Genomic DNA, 24,892 nt, shown 5'->3' with positions numbered 1-24,892 from the left:
CCCCTCCATTTTTTATAACGCGGAACCGATGAGATTAGAGAAAGAACAAATTGAACAACATAATAAGCAACTTGCTGCAAAACATCAGCGTGCTTTTGATTATATAGCGGCGGATGTGCCTCAGGTTGAGGAAATATTGAAAAAGCTGCAAGCCTTTCAAATTGCAATCCCAAGCTGGGCTTTAGGAACTGGGGGCACTCGCTTTGGCCGTTTTTCCGGCAAAGGAGAACCAGGAAACTTAGAGCAAAAGATTGAAGATGTAGGCTTATTGCATGCCTTAAACCGCTCTAGCGGCGCCATTTCTTTGCATATTCCTTGGGATATTCCTAAAGATGCCGAAAAAATAAAAGCCTTAGCCGCTTCTTATGATCTGCAATTTGATGCGGTAAACTCCAATACCTTTCAAGATCAGGCCGAGCAGGAGCATAGCTATAAGTTCGGATCCCTACATCATGTAGATCCGAAGGTTCGTCAGCAAGCGGTACAGCATAATATCGATGTAATAAACCATGGTATTGCCTTAGGCTCGAAAGCCTTGACGGTATGGTTGGCAGATGGTTCTTCCTTTCCGGGGCAGCTCAATTTCCGGGAGGCTTTCCAAAATACATTGGAAAGTTTAAAGGAAATTTACAAGCATCTACCGGAAGATTGGAAGCTGTTTGTAGAATATAAAGCCTTCGAACCTTTCTTCTATTCCATGACCATTGGCGATTGGGGACAATCGCTGCTCTTAGCTTCCAAATTAGGCGATAAGGCTTATACCCTCGTCGATCTAGGACACCATCTACCAAATGCGAATATCGAACAGATTGTTTCTTTATTGTTGATGGAAGGTAAATTAGGAGGTTTCCATTTTAACGATAGTAAATATGCTGACGATGATTTAACGGCAGGAGCTATTAAACCCTACCAATTATTTTTAATTTTTAATGAATTGGTAGAAGGTATGGATGCTCGTGGAATGGATCATGCTACCGGATTAGGCTGGATGATTGATGCTTCGCATAATTTAAAAGACCCATTGGTAGATTTATTGCAATCGGTAGAAGCCATCATGATTGCCTATGCCCAAGCTTTATTGGTAGATCGTAAGGCCTTGAAAGAAGCGCAAAGTCAGAATAATATTGTAGCAGCACAACAGATTTTACAAGATGCATTCCGTACGGATGTACGTGCTATTGTTGCAGAAGCTCGCCTTCGCGATGGCGCGGCATTAGATCCTATTGCCTTGTTCAACAGCTTGGCGATCCGGGAAGCCTTAATTGCCGAGCGCGGAAATAATACAGTAGCCACCGGATTATAAGCATGGGTATGAAGGGGAAGGAGAGAAAACCGGTTGTCGCCATTTTTGATGTAGGCAAAACCAATAAGAAGTTATTCTTATTCGATGAGAACTATGAGCTTGTCTATGAAAAATCGGCGCGCTTTTTAGAAACCTTGGATGAAGATGGCGATGCTTGTGAGAACCTGGAAAGCCTGCGTTTATCCGTTTTTGATTCTTTGCAAGAGATCTTCCGTCGGGATGAGTTTGATGTAAAAGCCATCAACTTTACCTCCTATGGTGCCAGCTTTGTGTACCTCGATGAAGACGGTAGGCCCTTAGCAGCACTCTACAATTACCTCAAGGAATACCCGAAAGCCCTTGCTGACCATTTGCATCAAAGCTATGGCGGGGTCGATCAGTTTAGCCTGGATACGGCTTCCCCATCCTTGGGGAGCTTAAACTCCGGATTGCAGGTCTATCGCTTAAAGAAGGAACAGCCTGACATCTATGCGAAAACCAAGTACGCCTTGCATTTACCGCAGTACCTCAGCTTTCTGTTGTCGGGGAAAACCTATTCGGATATGACCTCTATAGGTTGTCATACCGCTTTATGGGACTATAAAAAACAAGACTACCATACCTGGGTCAGGGATGAGGGCATCGATAAAAAGTTAGCGCCTATAGTAGATGCTTCCGCGGTCTTTCCGGCCACTTTTCCTGGAAGTACCTTTAAAATAGGGGTAGGCCTGCACGATAGTTCTTCGGCATTAATTCCCTATTTACTAAACTTTCACGAACCATTTATCCTGATTTCAACAGGAACCTGGTGCATTTCCATTAATCCGTTCAATGATCAGCCTTTAACGAAAAGCGAATTGGAAAGCGATTGCTTGTTCTACCTTTCTTATGAAGGGAAGCCGGTGAAAGCCTCCCGATTGTTTGCTGGCCATGAGCATGAACTGCAGTCGAAACGTATCGCTGATTATTTCGATACCTCGACTGCCAAATTCAAGCATATGGATATTGATTGGAACATCGTGAAAAAATTAGAAGGGCAGCCCATTTCTTCCGACTTAGCGGCATTCGCCAAGCAAGATTTAGCTCAATATGCAAACTATACGGAAGCCTATCATGCGCTGATCTTGCACCTCATCAAGGCGCAAATCGCATCCACAAAACTAATTCAAGCAGGCAAGAAAACCACCCGCATCTTTGTGGATGGCGGATTTAGCAAGAATGCCATTTACATGAATCTACTGGCGCATGCCTTTCCTGAAATGGAAGTATATGCCGCCTCCATGGCGCAGGCAACAGCCATTGGCGCCGCCTTGGTTATCCATGAACATTGGAATAACCAGCCTATTCCCAACGATTTAATAGAAATCAGGTTCTTCAGAGCCTAACATAAGAACTTAGTGAAATCAAAATAGCTCCTCAGGATTAAATGATGGTCGATTCTTTCGACCAGATCATCAACATCGAAGGTGATCAACCAATCTCTAGAAAAAGCCAACCGCCAGGTTGGCTTTTTTGCTATGAATAAAGGAAGAAATACCATGTAATTATCTGTAATAATTCCAAATTAATCTTATTTGCCTTGTTTCATTTGAATTTTATCCCATTTTTTCATTGATTTTATATTTTTGACAGCAAATCATCTATACACTAAGTGTTTCTATTGAAAAAGTCTGAATAATTCATTCTAAACTATCTTTATTACCTTTTGCTAAAACGATACAGGATACAACAGGATGGTTGTCAGGCTAAAAGATGAGATATTTGGTGCAACAAATTTATTCAAACATCAATCTAAAACATGAACAATGCTAAACCAGGGATTTTTATCTCTTTATTCATTTGCATCAGCTTGCTCTTAGGGTCAAGCCATGCAGCATTTGCTCAAGCCAGTAGAATTATTCGAGGAACCGTCGTAAATGCCTCCAATGGGAATCCGTTGGTAGGAGTTTCGGTGTCCGATGCAGCAACGAAAAGTACGGCTGCAAGCGGTGAGGATGGTACCTTTGAAATTTCGAGCCAAGCAAATTCAACCTTAACCTTTAAGTACATCGGTTTTGATTTAAAAACCGTTGTTGTGGGCAATCAATCCCAAATCCGGGTAGAATTAAACGAAAATGAATCCGAATTGGATGAAGTGGTGGTGGTTGCCTTCGGTTCTTCCAAGAAGAAGGATTTAACGGGCTCGGTGTCTTCTATTTCGACAGAATCTATTGAGAAAAGCCAGATTTCTACCATTTCTCGCGCTTTCGAAGGTGCGGTTCCGGGGGTTCAGTTCTCCACCAGTACGGGGCAGCCGGGCGCAGATGCAGGCTTACGTATCCGCGGTATGGGATCCATCAATGCGAGTAACTCGCCTCTCATTGTTGTCGATGGCTCACCATCCGATATCGGGTTAAACTCCTTGAACCCTGCGGATATCGAGTCTATCGTCGTGTCAAAAGATGCGGCAGCCAATGCATTGTATGGTTCTAGAGCAGCCAATGGCTTAATCTTAATCACTACCAAAAAAGGAAAACTAGGGAAAACATCCATTTCTGCAGATATGCGTGTGGGGGTAACTAGTAAGGGGCAGAGCGATTTCGATAAAGTGCAGGATCCGGCCACGTTTTATGAATATACCTGGCAGGGGATTTACAATTATTCCAAATATGCACCCGATCGTGCCGACCGTTTTAAAAACATGAGCGAGGCCGAATTGCGTCAGTATGCTTCTGATAACCTTTTCAAAGCAAATGGTAATGCCTTAACTCAACGCAATGGCTTAGGAAACTACATGCTTTATGATATCCCGGATGGCACTACCCTGATTGACCCGGTAACCGGAAAAATCAGACCTGAGGCGACCTTGATGTATCATGATAATTGGGAAGATTACTTCTTTAAAAACACCATCCGTCAGGAGTATAATGTGTCCTTGAACGGAGGTTCCGAAAAAAATGATTATTACGTTTCTTTGGGTTATTTAAATGATCCTTCCTACGTTATGGCGTCCAATTTCGATCGCTTTAATGGTCGTATTAATTTGAACTCTAAAATTACTGATTGGTTAAAAGGGGGAGCTTCCATGTTCTATTCCCGTGTTAATACCGATGTTCCGGGCTATTCCGGCGGTACGGTAAATACCAACCTGTTTACATGGTTGAATTACTTTAGCCCCATCAACACGCTATTTGCCTACGATAAAGACGGCAATAGACGTTATAACGAATACGGGGAGGAGATGTTTGACCTGGGAACCGGAGAAACCTATTCTCGCTATGGGTCCACCGCCAGGCTTGCCTTCAATGGCTATTCGCCGGGTATTTATTTTCAAAAAGACTTCGCCAATAACAAAAGAGATGTGCTTTCTGCAAGAACCTATTTAGAAGCGAGTTTCTTGAGCGACTTTAAATTTAAAGTAGATCTTGCCGTTGACAATAATTATGTCTTCAATAAGAGCTATGCAAACAACGAGTCAGGAACGGCCGCACGTGATTCCCAAGGAACCATTACAGGCTATTGGGCTCGTGGTACGCAATTGAATAGCACCCAGATTTTATCCTGGGATAAAAACTTCGGGGCACACCATGTAGATGCCTTAGTCGGTCATGAGTTCCGTTGGACACGTTCTGACAATCAATCGGGACAAAAGAATATCATGTTGGCCTATGATAAGCCAGACTTTAACAATGCGATCGGTATTTCTTACCTGAATGGTGGTTCGGGTAAATCGGTGCTGGAAGGTTATTTAAGCCGGGTGAACTATAACTTCGATGAGAAATATTACCTATCCGGAAGCTTGCGTTTCGACGGTTCTTCCTACTTTAGAGAGAACCAATGGGGTACTTTCTGGTCGGTAGGTGGAGCTTATCGTGTATCTAAGGAAAACTTCTTGAAAGATGTTGCTTGGGTGAATGATATTAAATTCCGGGCAAGTTATGGTGTACAAGGGAACAATGCCGTTGGTGCGACAAACTGGACGGATACCTGGGCTTTAGGGAATGGCGGTAATTTAGTAGCTCCGGTGCCAACCTTATCTCAGACAGGATGGGGTAATTTAGGCCTAACCTGGGAAACGAACCATACCTACGATTTCGGCGTAGATTTTAACCTCTTCAACCGTTTATCAGGTACTGTAGATTACTTTAATCGCGATACGAAAAACCTATTATTTACCAAGCCTTTACCTGCATCAACCGGTCGCGGTTCCCGTATGGAGAACGCGGGCGAGCTCAATAATAAATGTATTGAAATTGATCTGAACTACGTGATTATCCGTCGCGATGATCTGCGCTGGTCTGTAGGGGCAAATGCTTCCCGCTATAGAACAAAATTAGTATCCATGCCGGCAGGGGTAGGAAGCCCAGACCTTGGTGGCAATTTCGTGCAAGGGAACTTCTTAAGAGGGCCAGGCAAAGATTACTTCAATATGTATATCTATAAATACGCCGGTGTAGACCAAAACACCGGATTGGGAATGACCTATAAAACATTGAAGGAAAGCGATGACCTGAGCAAGTATCCGGGTCATAAAGTTGGGGATATCGTAACAACAACCGGCAACGATGGAACACGCTACGAAGTAGGAACCATCAGCCCTGATCTCGTGGGAGGTTTCAATACAAGCGTATCCTACAAAAACTTCGATTTCTCGGTATTTGCCAGCTACCAAATGGGCGGCAAAACCGTTTCCTTATCCTACCAAGGGTTAACCGGAAATGCCATAGGACGCGGTATTCATACGGATTTATTAAATGCCTGGACACCAGAAAATACAAGTTCAAACATTCCGATGCGTATGCTTGGCGGCACCAACTTTGGTAGTACGCCAGTAGGTGGTGGGGTAGGCCAGTACTCTGACTTCGCGGTTTTTGATGCGAGTTATCTGAATTTAAAATCAATAACCTTAGGTTATACCTTCGCGAATAGTTTATTGTCGAAATACAAGGTCGATAAGTTAAGATGTTACCTATCTGCGGAAAACTTATTCTTTGTTTCAGCCAAAAAAGGGGTAGACCCAAGAACTGCTTTTGACGATGGTTCCAGTGTGAGTGCCTTTGGTTTCCCGCAATCCAGAGTGGTGTCCTTCGCTATTAATTTAACTCTCTAATCGAACGAACATGAAAAAAATATATTTAGGATTAGCAGCAGCAGCTGTAGTCTTTAGTTCTTGCCAAAAACTATTGATGGTCGATCCGGAAAGTACCTTAACCCAAGATGATCTGCAGGAAGTGGTGAAAAAGAACCCCGATAAGGTTCTGGAGCCTATGGTTACTAAATTGGTTTCTGAAGTTAACGGCTATTCCAATATCAATTCCGTAGATACCAAAAACTATTCCGTATTGAACCTCCTGCTCAGCTTGAAAGGAAACGATATGGTGTTGGCCAATTCAGCCAGCTGGTTAAAGAGCGATTATGAAATGCGTTCTTACCGCGAGGAGGGAACCGGCCGAGTGCAAGCCTATTGGGGCACTTTTTACCGCTTTATCTTCTTATCCAATCAGGTGCTTTCCGTTATTCCGGAAATTGATCAGAACGACTTATCGGAGAATAATAAATCGCTGATGCGCTATAAGGCAGTCGCTTTAGCCATGCGTGCCTTTTCCTACAGTCATTTAATGTGGTTATATCAGGATGATTATATGCATGGAGGTGCTGAAAAATTGGGCGTGCCTATTGTAGATGCTTCGGGTGATCCAAAACCACGCGCTACATCGAAGGAAGTGTGGAACTTAGTGATGGCTGATGCGGAAGAAGCGGTAGCACTTTTCAAAAAAAGTGAAAAGTATTTTACGCCTTCCCGCATTGATGTGGATGGTTCGGTTGCTTCGGCGATATTAGCGCGTGCAGCCTTAACCTTAGGTGAATGGGATAAAACCGTGCAGGCCGCTAAGGAGATCTTGGCCGTTTATCCGGAATTATTCAATGAAAGCGAATACCTGAATGCAGGCATGACCTTATTAGCCAAGGAAACAATCTTTGGTTACGAATATTCGAGCACCTCAGGAAAAGGAACCTCTTCTTTCCCAGGCTGGATGAACATCATGTCGGAGGGTGGATACGGTGGTTCCCAAGGACATTGGACAGCCATTGACCAACGCTTGTACGATCAAATTCCTGCCAGCGATTACCGTAAGAAGAACTTCGTAGATAAGGATTTCGAGTTTACCTATCCTACTTCAGGGGCCAAAGTAACCTTTGAAAAGTATTACAACTTAAAATTTGTTGCACCGAAAATTTCAGCTTCCATTCCAGATTATAACCAGAATGAGATCTATATCCGTAGCTCGGAGATTATTTTAGCGAAAGCGGAAGCCGAAGCGCGTAGCAATAAAACGGCAGATGCGCAGAATACCTTGTTCAGCTTGGTATCCAAGCGTGATCCTAGCTATGTGAAAAGCAACAAAACAGGTGCTGATTTGTTAGCAGAAATTAGGCTACAACGCCGGATTGAACTTTGGGGAGAAGGCGGCTTTGAATTTTATGATAATAAACGATGGGGCATCGGCGTCGATCGTAAATCTTCCAGCAATCATCAATCGCCAAATGTGGTGCCTGCAGGCAAGGACTTTACCTTCCAATTGCCTTTGAATACCGAATTAAACTACAACGATTTAATTCAAGAGCAGAATCCATTGTAATAGCTGGCCGCGCGATCGCTACGCGCAAGCCTGAACATATTTAGTACATAACTGAAAGCCTCACAGTCAGCTGTGGGGCTTTCGATTTTAAAAAAAGCCAGCCTGCTTCATGCAGCAACCTTGCTTTGGTTATGCTGCAATGCTTTCTCCTTTCACCTGCTATTTTCACGCGTATCCTCAGCCTTTGTAAAGGGGCTTGATACGGGTTTGAAAGGGGAGTGAAAGGGGTGAGAAAAGGGACTAAACGGAAGCAGCTACAAAGGAGCTTGGAGACTGTTAAATTGTTGTCACATTTCTATAATCGACAGAAAATTAAGTTTTAAGGTTAAAATACCCGTGCCAAAATTGCTAAAACGATTATAAAACTTGCTAAAACGATACAGGACGCTACAGGATGGTTTTCTTTTTTAAAAAAATGATATTTGATTATCAAGTTACTAATCAAAATAATCAATTATGTGTAAATCTAAATTAGGAAAGTATTTCACTTTCGTGTTTAGCCTTCTCTTCGTGTTCTGCACAACAATAAGTATGGCGCAAACTGATCGGGTAATACGAGGAACTGTTGTCGATGCTACAACAGGGGCACCGCTAGGGGGCGTGTCTATTTCTGATTCAGCTACCAAAAACGCCACTTCCACCGGAAGTGACGGTAGCTTCGAAATTGGTACACGAAGCAATTCAACCTTATCCTTTCGGTTTATCGGTTTTATCACACAAACCGTTCAAGTAGGAAATCAAACAAGCTTACGTATTCAGTTAGCGGAAGATGCTGCCGATCTGGAAGAAGTGGTTGTGGTGGCTTATGGTACCGCAAAGAAACGAGACCTCACGGGTTCCGTTTCCACTATCGATTCCAAGGTGTTGGCCAACCAGTCGAACTCTTCTGTGAGTAGAGCCTTAGAAGGTGCCGCACCAGGTATTCAGGTCTCTGCAGTAGACGGGCAACCGGGCTTAGACATGGGTATCCGTGTACGTGGTTTAGGCTCCGCCAATCAAAACACCTCCAATGCCTTAGTGGTAATTGATGGTGTACCGGCGCAAAACGATAACCCTTTGGCTTCCATTAGCGCGAAAGATATCGAATCGGTAACCGTATTAAAAGATGCGGCATCTACGGCACTTTACGGTTCGCGTGGTGCAAACGGGGTGGTATTAGTGACCACCAAAAGAGGTGCAAAAGGAGCACCTCGTATTGGATTGGAAGCGAAAACAGGGGTAAACCAAATTGGCCCTTACATGTTCGATAAAATCTCCGATCCAAAAGATATCTATGAGTTTGCTTGGTTATCCATTTATAACTCGGTAAGATATGGAGTAGATGGTTCCGGCGTGGCTAAAAATTATACCACGAACCTAAACAACCCAAACATGTCGCATGAGGATGCGGCGGAATTTGCTTCCAAACACTTGTTCGACTATACGGGTAGTACCAGTAAATTCCAGGTAAATAACTTAGGCAACTGGATGTTGTATGATGTTCCGGGTGCCATATATACCCCAACAGGGTCGGGTTCCAATGCTTCTTCAACCATGACAGGAGCATACTTGGTGAATACCGACGGGAAGCTAAACCCGAACGCACGTTTGTTGTATAATGACAACTACGACACCCATTTATTAGAGAACAGATTAAGACAGGAATACAATTTATCGGCTTCCGGAAGCTCCGAAAAAGTAGATTACTTTGTGTCGGGCGGCTTTTTGGAAGACCCTTCATACATCCGTGGCTCTTCATTCAAACGCTATAATGGACGTGCGAATGTGAATGCCCAAGTGTATGACTGGTTAAAAATTGGTGCTAACTTAGGTTATGCCAACCGGAATACACAATCGCCGGCCACACGTTTCGGTCGTAACCCGGGAAGTTCCTCGGCCAACGTATTCCGCTTTATCAATGGGCAAAACCCTTTGACCCAATTGTATGCTCGTGATAAAGATGGCAACATTGTTCAACAAGGAGGCAAAGACAAGGTTCACGTGTTGGCCGGAGATAGCTATTCGCCACTGGGCCCAACGGCTGCAGCCTATGCCACAACCAACGTATTGACCGTATTGGACAATGATATCGATAGAAGAATTTCGGACGACTGGAGCACACGTACCTATGGTACCATTACCTTCTTAGATGGCTTTAGCTTTACTGCCAATTTCTCTTTAGACAAGTTCAACGATATGCGCACGCGCTATTGGAACAGCGAGTCGGGGCAATCTGCCGGAATAGGGGCATTTGGTAAGGTGTTTTCAAATACCACCATTATGAATAGCCAGCACTTATTGAATTATAACAAGACGGTTAACTCCCATACTTTTGAAGGTTTATTGGGTCATGAATATGATTCCTTCCAATTTGAAACCCTAAACTATCGTTCTTCTTATGAGTTAATTGACAACTTCCCAGCTTACGCCAACTTCGTTGGTCGTTACGATGGTGGTACCTTCTCCAACCCGGGTGGTGGTACAGATATCCGTCGGATGGAAAGTTACTTCGCACGTGGAAACTATAATTATGCCGATAAATACTTCGCACAGGCTTCCGTACGTCGGGATGGATCTTCTAAATTTAAATTAGTCGATAACCGTTGGGGTACATTCTGGTCTGTAGGTGCAGGATGGCGTATTAATGGCGAAGAATTTATGGCCAATACCGCCTCTTGGTTAGATAATTTAAAAGTTCGCGCCAGCTATGGTGTTATCGGTAACCAGAACGGTATTTCGAATTATGCAGGCTACCAGACTTGGGGCTTCTCGGCAGTTTATCAGCCAAGCAATAACGGTACAGGTCTACCGGCATCTTATGTGTTGAACCAGAATGCCTATGTGAATGATCAATTGACTTGGGAAAAGGTAAACACCTTTGATGCGGGGCTAGAATTCGCGTTCTTCAACCGCGTACGTGGTTCCTTCGATTATTATAACAGAACGACCACCAATGCCATTTGGAATCAACCTATTGCTTATTCCAAAGGGCAATCGTCTATCTTAACCAATACCGCTCGTATCAACAACTATGGTTTCGAAGTTGACTTAACGGTAGATGTGATTAAAAACGAAGACTGGAACTGGTCGGTATCGACGAATGGTACCCATTACCGCACCATCTTGAAAGAAGTGCCTCCGGGAGTTGGTTCTGCTGCTTTAGGTGGCAACTGGACCGGTGGTGTTGATGGCTGGAGTGCTGCAGGAACAGGTGGCGTAACGGCAATCTCTTACTTACGTGGTATCAATAAAGATTACTTCAACATGTACCTGTATAAATATGCCGGGGTTGATCAGAACACAGGTTTGCCGATGTTCTATCACCAAGTAACTGATGCGGATGTGTCGGCAGGCTTATACAATGGTGCTAAAGCAGGTGAAAGTGTGAAAACAACCGATTATTCGCAAGCCAGCCGCTATGAAATTGGTTCGGCCGTGCCAAATTGGATCGGTGGTTTCAGCACCAGCTTACGCTATAAAAACTTCGACCTGTATGGATCATTTGCTTACCAATTGGGCGGTAAATTCTTAAGTACAGAATATGCGAACAGCTTATACGTTACAGAAAACCCAGGTAAACCTTTATCGGCCGAATTGATTGGCAATACCTTTACCAAGGAGAATACGGGCGCAAAATTCCCAATGGTGATGTATAACAACACCTATGGAAACGGCTCAACCTTCGGTAGCTGGTTATATTCAGATATGGCCGTATTCAACGCTTCTTACCTGAACTTGAAAAACATTACGGTAGGTTATACTTTCCCAGAGAAATTATTGGGCAACAGTAAAATTAAACGTTTAAGAATCTATGCCTCTGGCGATAACATCTTTATGTTGACCTCCCATAGTGGAATTGACCCTAGAATGTCATTAGTAGGCGGTTGGGAAGTAGGCGCTTATAGCTACCCGACCATGCGTACATTCTCAGGCGGTATCAACTTAGATTTTTAATAGGAAAGCATTATGAAAAAGATATTTTTATTCTTGATAGGAGGAACCCTGTTCTTCTCATGTAGTAAGAAATTAGATGTACCACCACCAAACAATATCACTGATGAACAGATTCAGGAATTATTGCGCAGTGGTGATGCGGCCACCATCAATACCATTTTGGGTGGTATGGCCAATAATATGCCGCGATTGATCAATGGATCAGGCAATGCCGGCTTCGGCGCCTCCGATATTCGATACTTTGATGTGCAAGGATTGGATGTGATGCGTAACTTAGAGGCGAATGATATTGTTTTTAGCGACCAAGCCTTAACCATTTTTGGCGGTGATGAATACCGATTCTTAGATTTTACATCAGAATCGACCAATAAAAATGCACCGTACTGGAACTATTGCTGGAACGCCATAAACACCGCCAATAAATTACTGAAATACTTGGATGATGAAACCGTAGGTACAAACACCAAATTAATGGAGTTTAAAGCCCGTGGCTTGATTTTACGTGGTTATGCTTTCCATTATCTGATGGAAAACTATCAGGATGCTTACCTGCAAGGTGGAAAAGCAAAATTAGGCATGCCTTTATACGATACGCATTTGCCTATTCAAGAAAGTAAAGCCCGTTCAACCTCGGATGAGACCTATGCCTTTATTAAAACGGATTTGGAGAAAGCCGTTCAATTGTTGAAGGATGCAGGCATTAACAGCACGACGACCAAGAATGATTTTGATGTCGATGTCGCTAATTTTATCCTGACCCGCGTGTATGTTTGGACCGGTGATTGGGCAAAAGCGATTGCTTCAAGTTCGGAAGTATTGAAAAATTATCCTACTTTAATGGGCCAGTCTGTCTATGGAGCTACCAATGATGGAACACAAGCAAGCCCAGAGATGCGACCTGAGAAAAACGGCTTCTTAAATAACGATGTGAATCCGGAAGTGATTATGGGTTTCCCGTTGGGCGATGCTTTGGTTACGCATAATGCCTGGATGAATCCTTTTGTAGAAAACCAAGGGGGGAATGCGCGTGGATACCAACGTATTGATGAACGTTTGTATAGCAAGATTTCGGATAATGACTTCCGGAAGAAAAACTGGATGGCTGACGATTGGGGCGATTATACCTACCCAACGAATAATGATAAGAAGTTTATTCCGGCCTATACCAACCTGAAGTTCGCTGCAACCCATGGTTTAGGAAGTAATGAAAAGAAAAATGTGGGTCGGGTAACGGCTTATTATTTCCGTTCGGCGGAGGCCTTATTGATGAAAGCGGAGGCGCAAGCACAAAGTAATGATGCGGCAGGAGCAAAGGCAACCTTGAATATTTTATTGGCGGCACGCACAAAAGCAGGTGCCCCAACCTTAACCTGCGATAATTACCCAAGCATGGCTGGTTTAACGCCATTGCAAATGGTACAATTGCAAACCCGTATTGAATTATGGGGCGAAGGTGGCCGTGAATATTACAACAATAAACGCTGGAATATTCCGGTAAATCGTTCAGGATCTGCTAATCACGTGGACAAGTCGCAATACCCGGTTTCGAAAATGACCTTGAAGATTCCGTTGGATGAGATGATGTACAACGATAAAATGGTTCAAAATTAATACAACCTAAGAGCAGGGCTCCCAAGGCCCTGCTTTTACCTATTTAACAATAAATCTAATGCTATGAAGTATCAAGTTAGTCCAGCGCAAATTGCCTTTTACCGTGAAAACGGTTATTTAGTTATTGAAGAATTCTTAGATCAAGCGGAGTTGGAGAAATGGCGCGAAGTGGTGTTCAATGCGGTAGAGCAACGTGCAGGACAGAAAATGCCGGGTAAGAAAACCCAGGTAGGTGAGGATGATGGTATCAATAAAGATGCAGATTATTTTGGTAAAGTATTTGACCAATTGCTAAACCTTTGGCAAACCGATGATGGCGTAAAAGAGCTGATGCTTGACCGCCGTATTGGGGAAATGGTAGCCAATTTAGCACAAGCCGATGGCATGCGTATCTGGCATGATCAGGCTTTATTTAAACGTCCTTTTGCGAACCCAACGGCTTGGCATTTGGATACGCCTTTTTGGTCTTTCTCCGATCGGGAAGCCCTTTCCATTTGGGTGGCCTTAGACGATGCGACCTTAGAAAATGGCTGTTTATATTTTGTGCCTGGCTCCTTCAAAAAAACAGACTTCACCAATATCGGTATCGGAAAGAATATGAATGGTATTTTCGAAGTATACCCGGAATTGGCGCAAATCAATCCGGCACCGGCGCCTTTGAAAGCCGGAAGCTGCTCCATCCATAATGGATTAACTATTCATGGGGCAGGACCCAATATGACCAATGGCTTCCGCCGGGCCATGACCTGTGCCTATATGCCCGATGGTAATGTGTTTAATGGCCAAGCGAATATCTTGCCGCCGGATTACCTGGCGACCTTGAAAGAAGGTGACCTGTTAAACGATGATGAGCAAAATCCGTTAATCTATCATAAAGCATGGTAGATATACAGTTCTACTATCCACGTTGGGGTGCCGAGCATGTGGCTTGGCCCGCTTTTTTGGATCGTGTGAAAGCAGCCGGATACCAAGGGATAGAATGGTATCCTTTCGGGGAAACCAAGCCTTTTGATTATGCTGAAGTTTTAGCAGCCCTAGCAGCACGTGGCTTAAGCTATAGCATCGTTTTTGCCGTAAGCGGGGAAGCCCGGAATTTCGAGCAGTATCAACAGCTGCTACAAGAGCAATTAGTACTGTTAGGTAGCCTGGGCCAATATGGTCAGGCTCCTCAATTTATATCGGCCCAAGTGGGTCGTGAATATTATTCAACCGAGCAGATTATGGCCTGTTTGGCCATCTGCGCATCGGTTGAACAACAAACCGGCGTTGCTATTTACCAGGAAACACACCGGAATAAATGGCCTTATGGCATTCATCGTATTCCAAGCATTTTGGCGCAATACCCGGGATTAAAATTAACCCTGGATATTTCGCATTGGTATTGTGTGTCTGAAAGTTTCTTAGAAGACCAGCAAGACCTATTGACTGAGCTGTTGGATCTGGTGTATCATGTGCATACCCGCGTAGGGCATACCCAAGGTTCCCAGATTTCCGATGTCAGTAATCCATTATTTGAAGATATTGTTAAGCAGCACCTTGCTGTTTGGCAACAGTATATATTTAGGCAAGTTCAACAGGGTAGAACTACCTTTACGATGACCACAGAATTTGGTCCAGCTCCATACTTGATTAGCTCGGGAAACCAAGCGCAAGACTATGAAGAGCAATGGCGCCAGAACCTGTGGATAAAAGCATACCTGTTGAACAACTTAAAGACCGCATAAATTATGAATAGAAGATCTTTTTTACGCCAGAGCTCGCTGATTGGGGCCGGGTTTGCTTTGGCAAACCTCAACCAGGCTTGGGCCTCGGGATTCCTTCCCAAGGAGCAAAGCTGGTATGCCATGTTTCAAAACCCGAGCGCACAGTATCGCCCATTTGTGCGTTGGTGGTGGAACGGCGATAAAGTTGAAGCGACGGAATTATCACGTCAGCTACGTTTGTTAAAAGAAGCCGGTATCGGCGGAGTAGAAATCAATCCGATATCTTTCCCAAAGCGTGCCGATGATATGGGTATTCCTTCCGTAAAATGGTTGAGCAATGAATGGATAGACTTGGTGAAGCATGCCGCCAGCGATGCTAAATCCTTGGATATGACCGCCGACCTGATTGTAGGCTCGGGCTGGCCTTTTGGCTCGGAAGAACTTAAGGAGGATGAGCGTGCGCAGGTGGTTTTAGTGTATGCAGAAACACTGGAAGGGCCCTTGCAATTTGAAACCTCGCAATTTAATATCTGTCAAGCCGTAGATCCGGGGGTGACGGACAAGAACCCGCTTCGTAAACCGGAGATTCTTTCCTTGCATTTGGCAAAAGACCCGATGCATAGCTTGGCCGAGGCGACAGACCTATCGGCCAAAAGAAAAGATGAGCTTATTCATGTGGATGTGCCTGCCGGCAAACACGTGCTCTATGCCGTCGTTAAATTTAACTCCTTTGCCCAAGTAATCAATGGCGCTCCGGGTGCTTCCGGTTCCATTTTAAACCATATGGATAAACAGGCGGTGCAAAATTATTTGAACCGCATGTCTAATACCATGCAGAATAGAATCGGGGCTTTAAGTCAGTTTATCCGTTCCCTGTTTTCCGACAGTATGGAGTTGGAAGGCTGTAACTGGACCCATGATTTTGCGCAAGAGTTTCAAAAACGCTGCGGTTATGACCTGATGCCCTACCTGCCATTTATTATGTTTAAGGTGGGACGTTTGGGCGCTGTGGTGGATGAAAACTATGGGGCAGCAAAATCTCCGGAGTTTAAAGAGCAACTGAACCGTGTTCGCTTTGACTTTGAATTCGTGAAGGCCTCCTTACTGCGCGAACGGTTTACCGAGACCTATTTGGCTTGGTGTAAGGGGCTGAACGTAAAATCTAGAGCACAAGCTTATGGCCGTGGGTTCTTCCCATTAGAAACATCCCTAGGCTATGATATTCCGGAGGGTGAGTCCTGGACAACGAACTATTTGCGTCATAAACTTGGCGAAGAAATGGGCGACGAGGATTATCGCCGCGGCCGTGGCTACACCATGATTAATAAGTATGTTTCGTCGGCCGCGCATTTGACCGGCAAACGCTTGGTTTCTTGTGAGGAAATGACCAATACCTACCTGGTATTTAATGCGACCTTGGAGTTGCTGAAATTAGGGTCTGATCAGAGTGCCCTGTCGGGGATTACACATTCCATTTGGCATGGCTTTAACTACTCGCCAAAAGAAGCCCCTTTCCCGGGATGGATTCAATACGGATCCTACTATTCGGAAAAGAATAATTGGTGGCCGTATTTCAACTACCTCAATACCTATAAAGCCAGACTATCCTCGCAGTTGCAACATGCCGATATGTATACGGATATCGCCATTCTTCCGGCGAATTATGACCTCTGGGCAGAAAAAGGCGTGCAAACGGATCCTTTTCCGGAGCGCTTGAATGTGCCTTATACTTCCTTGCTATGGGAAGCTATTCATAAAACCGGAGGCGGTGCCGATTATATTACCGAGTTGATTTTGAAAGATGCCAAGGTGCAAAACGGTAAAATTACCTATGGGAAAAAAGCATACGGCGTATTGTTCTTACCCGGCGTACAAAGTATGGATGTGGCGAACATGAAAAAGCTGTATGATTTTGTGCAACAAGGTGGAAAATTAATCTGTATAGAGCATATGCCGAGCAAAAGCTTAGGCTTTAAGGATATGAAACAGCGGGATGCAGAAGTGGTTTCCTGGATGGATAAAATCAAGACCATAGCCAATAACTTCAGCTTTGTGGAAAAACCGGTCGACAATAAGTTCCTGGAATGGTATATCGAGTTTCAGCAGCAAAAACAATTGCCTAAATCGTTAAGTATTTCAAATCCGAACCGCTTTTTTATGCAAAACCGTTATGTGCGCGACGATAAAAGTGAGTTCTATTTCTTCCAGAATGCCCATCGCTTCCAAGCTTTCCCAACACAAATTACCTTTCAGGAAAAGTTGGTTAAAGGGAAGCAAGCTTGGGTGTGGGATATTGATACCGGCGAGCGATTTAAGTTGAAATTGGATAAGGATCATGCCTTCCAGCATGATTTTGGCCCCACAGAATCCTTATTGGTCGTGTTCGATAGCGAGAAGAAAGGCGATTGGTATCAGGCGCCGAAAACTTCCGGCAAGAACACACAGGATCTGTCAAACAACTGGCAATTGGAACTGCGTCATCAGCAAGAGGGAACCGTGAAAAGCCGTCAATTGGCGAAGCTAATCGATATGAAGCTGGACGATGAATTACGCGACTTTTCAGGCACCGTCGTCTATAAGAAAACCATTGATGTAGCCGATGTGAAAGGAGCCACCTTGAATCTGGGTCAGGTATTTGGCATTACTGATGTGCTAGTCAACCAGCAGCCGGTAGGCGTAAAATGGTTTGGCCGCCGCATCTACGACCTGTCAAGCTTCTTAAAACCCGGCAAGAATGAATTGGAAATTCGCCTCACCACAACCATGGGCAATTACCTGAAAACATTAAAAGAAAATGAAAATGCACAGTATTGGGTAAACAGACCCGGCCGCGAACAGGAAATCCAGTCGATGGGCATTGTAGGGCCTGTGCAATTGTATAATTAACCTAAAATCGGAGATAATGAAAAGACTACTTACCCTAATCATGTGCCTTTGTTGCTTGCAAGTGCTTGCCAAGGACTATGATGTGAAGGATTTTGGTGTTGAGGGCAATGGAACGACCCTGAATACCCGATCGATTCAAGCAGCGATAGACTATGTGTCTACCCATGGTGGTGGCCGCTTGGTATTTACCCCCGGCAATTATGTGACGGGAACCATCTATATGAAATCTAATGTCATCCTGCATTTAGAACGCGGTGCCTCCATCTTAGGCTCGCTGAATCCTTGGGATTATGATAAAGACCCTTATATCAATTGGAAATCGTTAATCTATGCGATTAAACAGGAGAATATCGGGATTACCGGTCAAGGGATTATCAATGGTCGCGGATTCGATAATGCCATGAATACCCTGAATCTGGTGCATCGTGGCCTAATTGAAGATGAACTAAAATACGACCGGGTTCGCGAATGGAACCGCCCGGAGAATATCTATTTCCGTGAGTGTAAAAACATCAAAATGATCGGTATTACGCTTAAAGATCCGGGGTCTTGGAATCAAACCTACGACCAGTGTCAGAATATCCTGGTGGATAGCATGACGGTGGATAGTAAATCCTATTGGAATAACGATGGAATTGATATTGTAGACTGCAAGGATGTGGTGATTCGTAATTCGCATTTTGATGCTGCGGATGATGCCATTTGTTTTAAATCGCACGATGCCAATGCCATCTGTGAGAATGTGTTGGTGGAAAACTGCACGGCACGTTCCAGTGCCAGTGGTTTAAAATTCGGAACGGTTTCCCGTGGGGGCTTCCGCAATTTTGTTATCCGTAATTTAACGGTTTATGATACCTATCGTTCTGCAATTACCTTCGCTGCAGTAGATGGTGGCTTGGTAGAGAATATCCTGGTGGATGGCGTTCGTTCCATCAATACAGGGAATGTTATCTTCTTGCGTATCGGCGATCGTTGGAGCAAAGGCAAACGCCCGGTTATGCGTAACATCACCATTAAAAATGTATATGCAGAGGTGCCGATGGATAAGCCTGATAAAGGCTATAACTACGAAGGTCCTATTGAGGATTTACCACGTAATATTTCGCCAGCCAGTATCATCGGTTTACCGAATCACTTAATTGAGAATGTTACCCTGGAGAATATTGAAATGGTATATCCGGGTGCTGGAAATCCATATTACGCCAAACGTGGACTAACGCCGGAAGAGTTGGATGGTATTCCGGAAATGGAAGCCGCATATCCGGAATTCTCCCAATTTAAGGAGTTGCCAGCTTGGGGATTCTATATCCGCCATGCCAAAAACATCAACTTTAAAAATGTGACCTTCCGTGCCATGGCACCGGATTACAGACCTAGTATTGTTGCTGACGATTTGCAAGGTGGAAGCTTCACAGGAATGACCTTTGATGAGGTGAAAGCCGGCAATAAGGAACAGATATTTTTACACAACAGTAAAAATGTAGAAATTCAAAAATAGGACGCTAATGAAAAAATTACTCTATATCATCATATTACTGGCGTTGCCTTTTGGGAAGGTCTTCGCCGTAGATTATAATGCCTCCGCATTCGGCTGTGTATCCGATGGGCAAACCAACAATACCCGCTCTATTCAAGCGGCTATTGACATGATATCGGCAAAGGGTGGTGGCACCTTGAACTTTTATGTAGGTCGGTATTTAACTGGCGGGCTGGAACTGAAATCGAATGTTACCATCAACCTGCACGAGGGTGCTATTTTAGTGGCAAGCCCTGGCTTCTATGATTTTATTCAGAAGGCTGGTAAGCGCTATTTTATCTATGCTGAAAAGCAAGAGAATATCAAGATTATCGGCAAAGGGGTCATCCTGGGACAGGCAGCATTAGTGGCACCTAACATTCAAAACCAGGTGAACAAAGGATTTGTAAAGGAATCTGTAGATAGTTTGCTGCCTACCTTAGTGGGTTTCTCGCATTGTCAGCAAATCACGTTAGACGGGATTATGTTGAGAGATGCTTCCGGCGATGTACTTGACCTGGATCATTGTTCGCAGGTGACCTTGAAAAACCAGCTGATTAAAGCTCATGCCTCCCCTAAAGGGGCAGGCCTACGCCTAGCAGCTTCAACCGAGGTAAGCCTAGACAGTATGTATGTAGATGTTGCAGGCAAGGCTTTGGTAAAAGATGCGAGCAGCAAAATCAGTAGAATTAATAAGAGTGTGACTCCAAATGGTAAACCAATTAAATAGGGGATGATGAGCGCAGTAAAAAGAATAGTAAGTTTTGTGGCTTTGCTGGCATGCAGTATCGGCATGCTGCAAGCAAAAGATTATAATGCTTCCTTCTTCGGTATTAAATCGAATGGAACAACCTTAAATACCACATCCATCCAACGGGCGATAGACTATATCTCGGCCAATGGTGGGGGGAAGTTGAAGTTTTATGTGGGCAGATACCTGACCGGTACGATCCATATGAAATCGAATGTGACCTTGCACCTGGAAGAAGGTGCGGTTTTGTTGGGCTCGACCAATATTAACGATTATAATGTTGGCACGCCGAACAACGCCTTGATTTATGCCAAAGGTGTCGAGAATATCGGTATCACTGGAAAAGGCGTAATCGATGGACAAGGTCGCGAGGTGGCTTATAACCTGATGGACCTGATTCATAAAGGGATTATTGAAGATCCCTTGGATTATGATCGTCCGCGGAATAATCGCCCGAAAGCCATCTATATGCGTGAATGTAATAACGTGACGATTAAACGCATTACGGTAAAGAATTCCGCAGACTGGGTAAGCGTCTATGATCAGTGTAAAGATGTATTGGTAGATAGTATTACCATCGATAGTAAGGCCTTCTGGAATAACGACGGAATCGATATTGTGGATTGTCAGAACTTTAAATTATTGAACTCCTATGTGGATGCGGCAGATGATGCCATCTGTTTGAAATCGCACGATGCCAGCAAGTTGAATGAGAATGTGGAAATCCGGAACTGTACGGCACGCTCCAGTGCGAATGGGATTAAGTTCGGTACGGTATCTGCCGGAGGCTATAAAAATATCCGCATCATCAACAATAAGGTGTATGATACCTTCCGCTCGGCATTTACCATTGCTACCCCTGATGGCGGCATTGTGGAAAATGTGTTGGTGGACAGCTTGTATGCTTACAATACAGGCAATGCCATTTACCTGCGCATCGGTGCCCGCTGGAATAAGGGTCGTAAAGGTGCTATTAAAGGTGTGACGATGCAGAATATTTACATCGAAGTGCCGGCAGAGAAACCTGATGCGGGCTATGCTTATGAAGGTCCGGTAGAGGATAACCCGCGTAACATTTCGCCGGCTAGTATCATTGGCTTAAAAGGTCAACCTATTGAAGATATTATTCTTCGTAATGTGGAAATCGTGTATCCGGGAGGTAGTAATCCGAACTATGCGTTCCGTGGGGTATCGGCTAAGGAACTGGATGCGATTCCGGAAATGGCAGAGGCCTATCCAGAGTTTTCGCAGTTTAAGGAGTTACCGGCTTGGGCGTTCTACTTACGTCATGTGGATGGTATTCAATTTGAGAATGTGAAGCTGATTGCTAAGGAGAAGGAATATCGCCCGGCTATCGTGATGGACGATGTTAAAAATGCATCCTTGAAACAGGTAGACTATCAAGAACCGGGTAAAAAAGGAAAAAAACAGCTAGTTTTACATAATTCAACGCTTAAGAAATAAGAATTGTATTCATGAAACAGCTCGTCTTAGGCATACTGCTCTTTTGTTGTCAGCTGCTATTTGCGCAACAGGGGCAGGATGCCTCCTATGTTCCGGAACATTATACCAAGAAGGAGGTTTACATTCCAATGCGGGATGGCACTAAATTATTTACCGCCATCTATGAGCCGAAGGATAAGACCAAGCCATATCCCATTATGATGATCCGCACGCCGTATAGTGTGGCTCCCTATGGTGCTGATAAGTTTAGACCGGTGATCGGGCCTAGTCTGGAATTTGCCAAAGATGGCTACATCTTCGTGTATCAGGATGTGCGGGGAAAGTATAAATCGGAAGGTCTTTTTGTGGCCAATCGGCCGTATATCAAGCATAAGAAAAAGGGCGATATCGATGAAACTACCGATACCTACGATAGTATCGATTGGTTAATGAAACATATCCGATCGAATAAGAAGGTCGGCATTTGGGGAGTTTCCTCACCGGGGTTTTATGCCTCTATGGCCTTAATTGATGCCCATCCGAATTTAACGGCTGTTTCGCCGCAAGCACCCGTAACAGATTGGTTTATGGGCGATGATAGGCATCATAATGGCGCCTTCATGTTGATGGGTAGTTTTTCATTCCTTTCTTCCTTTGGGAAAATGCGGGACTCGGTGGGAACCACTCATCCCGGTGGATTCTATGCCTACAATACGACCGATGGGTATGACTTCTACTTGAAGTCGGGCCCCTTGAAGAACTTTAACGAGAAATACCTTCACGGCAAATCTGTGCTTTGGAAGGAAATGATGGATAACCCGGATTACAATTCTTATTGGCAGGAACGCAGCTATACCGGCTATTTGGAAAAGGTGAAACCCCATGTATTGGTAGTTGGTGGTTGGTTTGATCAAGAGGACTTGTATGGCCCCTTGAAAACCTACGAAGCCCTGGCTAAGTCCGGAAAGAATAAACTAAACTTTATCATGGGCCCTTGGTACCATGGCTCCTGGACCCGCGGGGATGGCCGAAACTTAGGGAACCTTAATTTCGAGGCCCCAGTCAATGAGTTCTACCGAAGCCAGATGGAATTGGCATTTTTCAAAAAACACCTGAAAGGGGAGGAGGCTAAGGCCTTAGCACCGGTATCTGTCTTTGTAACCGGAGCCAACGAGTGGAATTACCTGCCGCAGTGGCCAAGTAAGGACATGCAGCCCCAAGCACTATACCTGCAAGCAAATCAAGGCCTATCTTTTGAAAAGCCGCAAGCGACGCAGGAACAGTATGCCAGCTATACGGCAGACCCGAATAAACCTGTGCCTTACACCGCAGAGAAAACGCTGATGCGCGGTTTTCAATACATGTATGAAGATCAAGTGTTTGCATCTCGCCGTCCGGATGTGTTGGTGTTCGAGTCGGAAGTATTGACCGAGGATGTTAAAATCATGGGTAATATCCAGGCGAACCTGTTTATCAGTACCACGGGTACCGATGCGGATTATATCGTGAAACTCATTGATGTGCATCCCTATGAAAAGGATGCGCCTTTATCAGACTGTCAATGTTTGGTGCGCGGCGAAGTAATGCGCGCCAAGTATAGAAATAGTTTTTCTAAACCGGAGCCATTAACGCCGAACCAGGTGACCAATATTACCTTTGATATGCAAGATGCGGCGCATGTTTTTAAAAAGGGCCATAAAATTATGGTACAGGTGCAAAGCTCCTGGTTCCCATTGGTGGATCGGAATCCGCAGAAATTTGTCAATATCTATCAAGCAAATGAGGAAGATTTTGAAGTGCATCAGCACCGGATCTATCTCGATAAGCAACACCCATCGCATATCTTATTACCTATAGTAAAAAACAATGAATACTAAATTTAACCTCTTACTCTTCCTTTCTTTAGCACTGAGCCAATTTGTACATGCGCAGGAGGAATATGGCCGTAAGCTTGTAAAGACCTTAGCGTCGGATAAGTTTGCCGGACGTGGCTATGTTTTTCAAGGCGATAAAAAGGCAGCAGCCTTTATTGCCAAGGAAATGAAAAAATCAGGATTAAGCCCGCTGGGCGATTCCTTTATGCAGCCTTTTAACCTGCCGGCGAATGTGTTCCCCAAGGCGGCATCTGTAGCGTTGAACGGTTCAGATTTAAAAATAGGGGCCAATGCCTTAATTGATGCGGCATCACCCTCGGTAAATGGAGCATTCGAAGTGCTACCGGTAAACAGTAACTTGAATAACTTGCAGAACCTGAAAGGTCTAGTGTTAGACAAAAGATTCCAAGGGAAGGCGATATTATTGGATGAGGAAGCGCAGTTAGCACACATGAAACCGGAGGAATGGCGCCGCGTTGTGATGACGCTAATGCAGGAAGGGCAGCATGCTGTTCTTTTGGTGAAAACCAAGGCGAAGTTTACCTGGCGTGCCGGAACTTCACAAGCGAAAAAGCCTGCAGTTTATATCAAAGATGTAAACTTCGATCAGCCGAAGAATGAGATTGTCCTCGATATTACCGCTTATTTTCAACCGCAATATAGCACACAAAACGTATGTGGTTTCTTGAAAGGTACAGGGAATTCCGATTCTACCATTGTCATTACCGCGCATTACGACCATTTGGGCGCAATCGGGAAAAAAGTGGTGTTCAACGGTGCCAATGATAATGCCAGCGGAACCGCTTTGATGCTTTACCTAGCGCAATACTATGGCAAGAACAAGCCTAAGTACAATATGATATTCCTTGCCTTCTCTGGTGAGGAAAGTGGATTGCTGGGCTCGAAATATTACGTAGCGAATCCTCGGAATGAGTTGTCGAAAGTTAAATTCTTACTGAACCTCGATATGGCAGGAACAGGGGATGACGGTATTCAGGTGGTGAATGGTACTATCTTTACCAAAGCGTTCGATACCATGAAGGCTATTAATGCTGAAAAAGGATACCTTCCGGATGTTAAAGTACGTGGCCCAATGAACCGCAGTGATCATGCGCCCTTCTATGAAAAGGGAGTGCCTAGCTTCTTTATCTATACCTTAGGGGGTATTGCCGCCTATCATGATATTTGCGATCGCTATGAAACCTTGCCGTTCACCAAGTTTAATGGTTATGCAAATTTGCTAACTGACTTTATAGCGACCTTTTAAGCTTGC

General features: G+C 44.4%; 14 protein-coding genes. All 14 read left to right on the top strand.

The features are described from left to right. Positions 1-28 precede the first annotated feature (28 nt). The 14 genes from GQF63_RS09720 (at position 29) to GQF63_RS09655 (ending at position 24,886) form a co-directional block, all read left to right on the top strand. A complete protein-coding gene (locus GQF63_RS09720) occupies positions 29-1,303 on the top strand; it encodes a sugar isomerase (RefSeq protein ID WP_160369036.1) in 1,275 nt (424 codons plus the stop codon). 8 nt (positions 1,304-1,311) lie between these two features. Beyond that, positions 1,312-2,667, top strand: coding sequence for an FGGY-family carbohydrate kinase (locus tag GQF63_RS09715; RefSeq protein WP_343031038.1), 1,356 nt, complete (start codon positions 1,312-1,314; stop codon positions 2,665-2,667). Between the two features lie 413 nt (positions 2,668-3,080). Then, the gene (locus GQF63_RS09710) at positions 3,081-6,371 is read left to right on the top strand and encodes a SusC/RagA family TonB-linked outer membrane protein (protein WP_160369034.1); all 3,291 of its coding nucleotides are present in this window, start codon (positions 3,081-3,083) and stop codon (positions 6,369-6,371) included. A gap of 10 nt (positions 6,372-6,381) precedes the next feature. Beyond that, the gene (locus GQF63_RS09705) at positions 6,382-7,902 is read left to right on the top strand and encodes a RagB/SusD family nutrient uptake outer membrane protein (protein WP_160369033.1); all 1,521 of its coding nucleotides are present in this window, start codon (positions 6,382-6,384) and stop codon (positions 7,900-7,902) included. A 456-nt stretch (positions 7,903-8,358) separates the two neighbouring features. Next, positions 8,359-11,835: a SusC/RagA family TonB-linked outer membrane protein gene (locus GQF63_RS09700; protein WP_160369032.1), complete on the top strand. Its 3,477-nt coding sequence runs from the start codon at positions 8,359-8,361 to the stop codon at positions 11,833-11,835. Between the two features lie 12 nt (positions 11,836-11,847). Next, a complete protein-coding gene (locus GQF63_RS09695; RefSeq protein ID WP_160369031.1) occupies positions 11,848-13,446 on the top strand; it encodes a RagB/SusD family nutrient uptake outer membrane protein in 1,599 nt (532 codons plus the stop codon). Between the two features lie 63 nt (positions 13,447-13,509). Continuing rightward, a complete protein-coding gene (locus GQF63_RS09690) occupies positions 13,510-14,331 on the top strand; it encodes a phytanoyl-CoA dioxygenase family protein (protein ID WP_160369030.1) in 822 nt (273 codons plus the stop codon). Then, positions 14,325-15,170 (top strand): sugar phosphate isomerase/epimerase family protein, encoded by an 846-nt coding sequence (locus GQF63_RS09685; RefSeq protein ID WP_160369029.1) that lies wholly within the window; start codon positions 14,325-14,327, stop codon positions 15,168-15,170. The genes GQF63_RS09690 and GQF63_RS09685 overlap by 7 nt, the downstream gene beginning before the upstream one ends. A 3-nt stretch (positions 15,171-15,173) precedes the next feature. After that, positions 15,174-18,035, top strand: a complete 2,862-nt coding sequence (locus tag GQF63_RS09680; protein WP_160369028.1) for a glycosyl hydrolase — start codon at positions 15,174-15,176, stop codon at positions 18,033-18,035. Positions 18,036-18,051: 16 nt separating this feature from the next. Further along, positions 18,052-19,533: a glycoside hydrolase family 28 protein gene (locus GQF63_RS09675; protein WP_160369027.1), complete on the top strand. Its 1,482-nt coding sequence runs from the start codon at positions 18,052-18,054 to the stop codon at positions 19,531-19,533. Positions 19,534-19,540: 7 nt separating this feature from the next. Beyond that, on the top strand, positions 19,541-20,281 hold the full coding sequence (locus GQF63_RS09670) for a glycosyl hydrolase family 28 protein (RefSeq protein ID WP_160369026.1): 741 nt from the start codon (positions 19,541-19,543) through the stop codon (positions 20,279-20,281). A gap of 3 nt (positions 20,282-20,284) precedes the next feature. Continuing rightward, positions 20,285-21,766, top strand: coding sequence for a glycoside hydrolase family 28 protein (locus tag GQF63_RS09665; protein ID WP_246163451.1), 1,482 nt, complete (start codon positions 20,285-20,287; stop codon positions 21,764-21,766). A gap of 11 nt (positions 21,767-21,777) precedes the next feature. Continuing rightward, positions 21,778-23,622, top strand: a complete 1,845-nt coding sequence (locus GQF63_RS09660; protein ID WP_160369025.1) for a CocE/NonD family hydrolase — start codon at positions 21,778-21,780, stop codon at positions 23,620-23,622. Continuing rightward, a complete protein-coding gene (locus GQF63_RS09655) occupies positions 23,612-24,886 on the top strand; it encodes a M28 family metallopeptidase (protein ID WP_160369024.1) in 1,275 nt (424 codons plus the stop codon). The genes GQF63_RS09660 and GQF63_RS09655 overlap by 11 nt, the downstream gene beginning before the upstream one ends. Positions 24,887-24,892: the final 6 nt, after the last annotated feature.

The sequence above is a fragment of the Sphingobacterium humi genome, from assembly GCF_009768885.1.
Classification (GTDB): Bacteria; Bacteroidota; Bacteroidia; order Sphingobacteriales; family Sphingobacteriaceae; genus Sphingobacterium; species Sphingobacterium humi.
Note: the sequence above shows the minus strand (reverse complement) of the source record. Positions and strands in the feature narration are given on the sequence as shown.

Coding starts and splice junctions, on each gene's coding strand:
- GQF63_RS09690 (WP_160369030.1), top strand. CDS start 13,510: ATGAAGTATCAAGTTAGTCCAGCGCAAATTGCCTTTTACCGTGAAAAC.
- GQF63_RS09670 (WP_160369026.1), top strand. CDS start 19,541: ATGAAAAAATTACTCTATATCATCATATTACTGGCGTTGCCTTTTGGG.
- GQF63_RS09710 (WP_160369034.1), top strand. CDS start 3,081: ATGAACAATGCTAAACCAGGGATTTTTATCTCTTTATTCATTTGCATC.
- GQF63_RS09715 (WP_343031038.1), top strand. CDS start 1,312: ATGAAGGGGAAGGAGAGAAAACCGGTTGTCGCCATTTTTGATGTAGGC.
- GQF63_RS09655 (WP_160369024.1), top strand. CDS start 23,612: ATGAATACTAAATTTAACCTCTTACTCTTCCTTTCTTTAGCACTGAGC.
- GQF63_RS09695 (WP_160369031.1), top strand. CDS start 11,848: ATGAAAAAGATATTTTTATTCTTGATAGGAGGAACCCTGTTCTTCTCA.
- GQF63_RS09660 (WP_160369025.1), top strand. CDS start 21,778: ATGAAACAGCTCGTCTTAGGCATACTGCTCTTTTGTTGTCAGCTGCTA.
- GQF63_RS09680 (WP_160369028.1), top strand. CDS start 15,174: ATGAATAGAAGATCTTTTTTACGCCAGAGCTCGCTGATTGGGGCCGGG.
- GQF63_RS09705 (WP_160369033.1), top strand. CDS start 6,382: ATGAAAAAAATATATTTAGGATTAGCAGCAGCAGCTGTAGTCTTTAGT.
- GQF63_RS09665 (WP_246163451.1), top strand. CDS start 20,285: ATGATGAGCGCAGTAAAAAGAATAGTAAGTTTTGTGGCTTTGCTGGCA.
- GQF63_RS09720 (WP_160369036.1), top strand. CDS start 29: ATGAGATTAGAGAAAGAACAAATTGAACAACATAATAAGCAACTTGCT.
- GQF63_RS09700 (WP_160369032.1), top strand. CDS start 8,359: ATGTGTAAATCTAAATTAGGAAAGTATTTCACTTTCGTGTTTAGCCTT.
- GQF63_RS09685 (WP_160369029.1), top strand. CDS start 14,325: ATGGTAGATATACAGTTCTACTATCCACGTTGGGGTGCCGAGCATGTG.
- GQF63_RS09675 (WP_160369027.1), top strand. CDS start 18,052: ATGAAAAGACTACTTACCCTAATCATGTGCCTTTGTTGCTTGCAAGTG.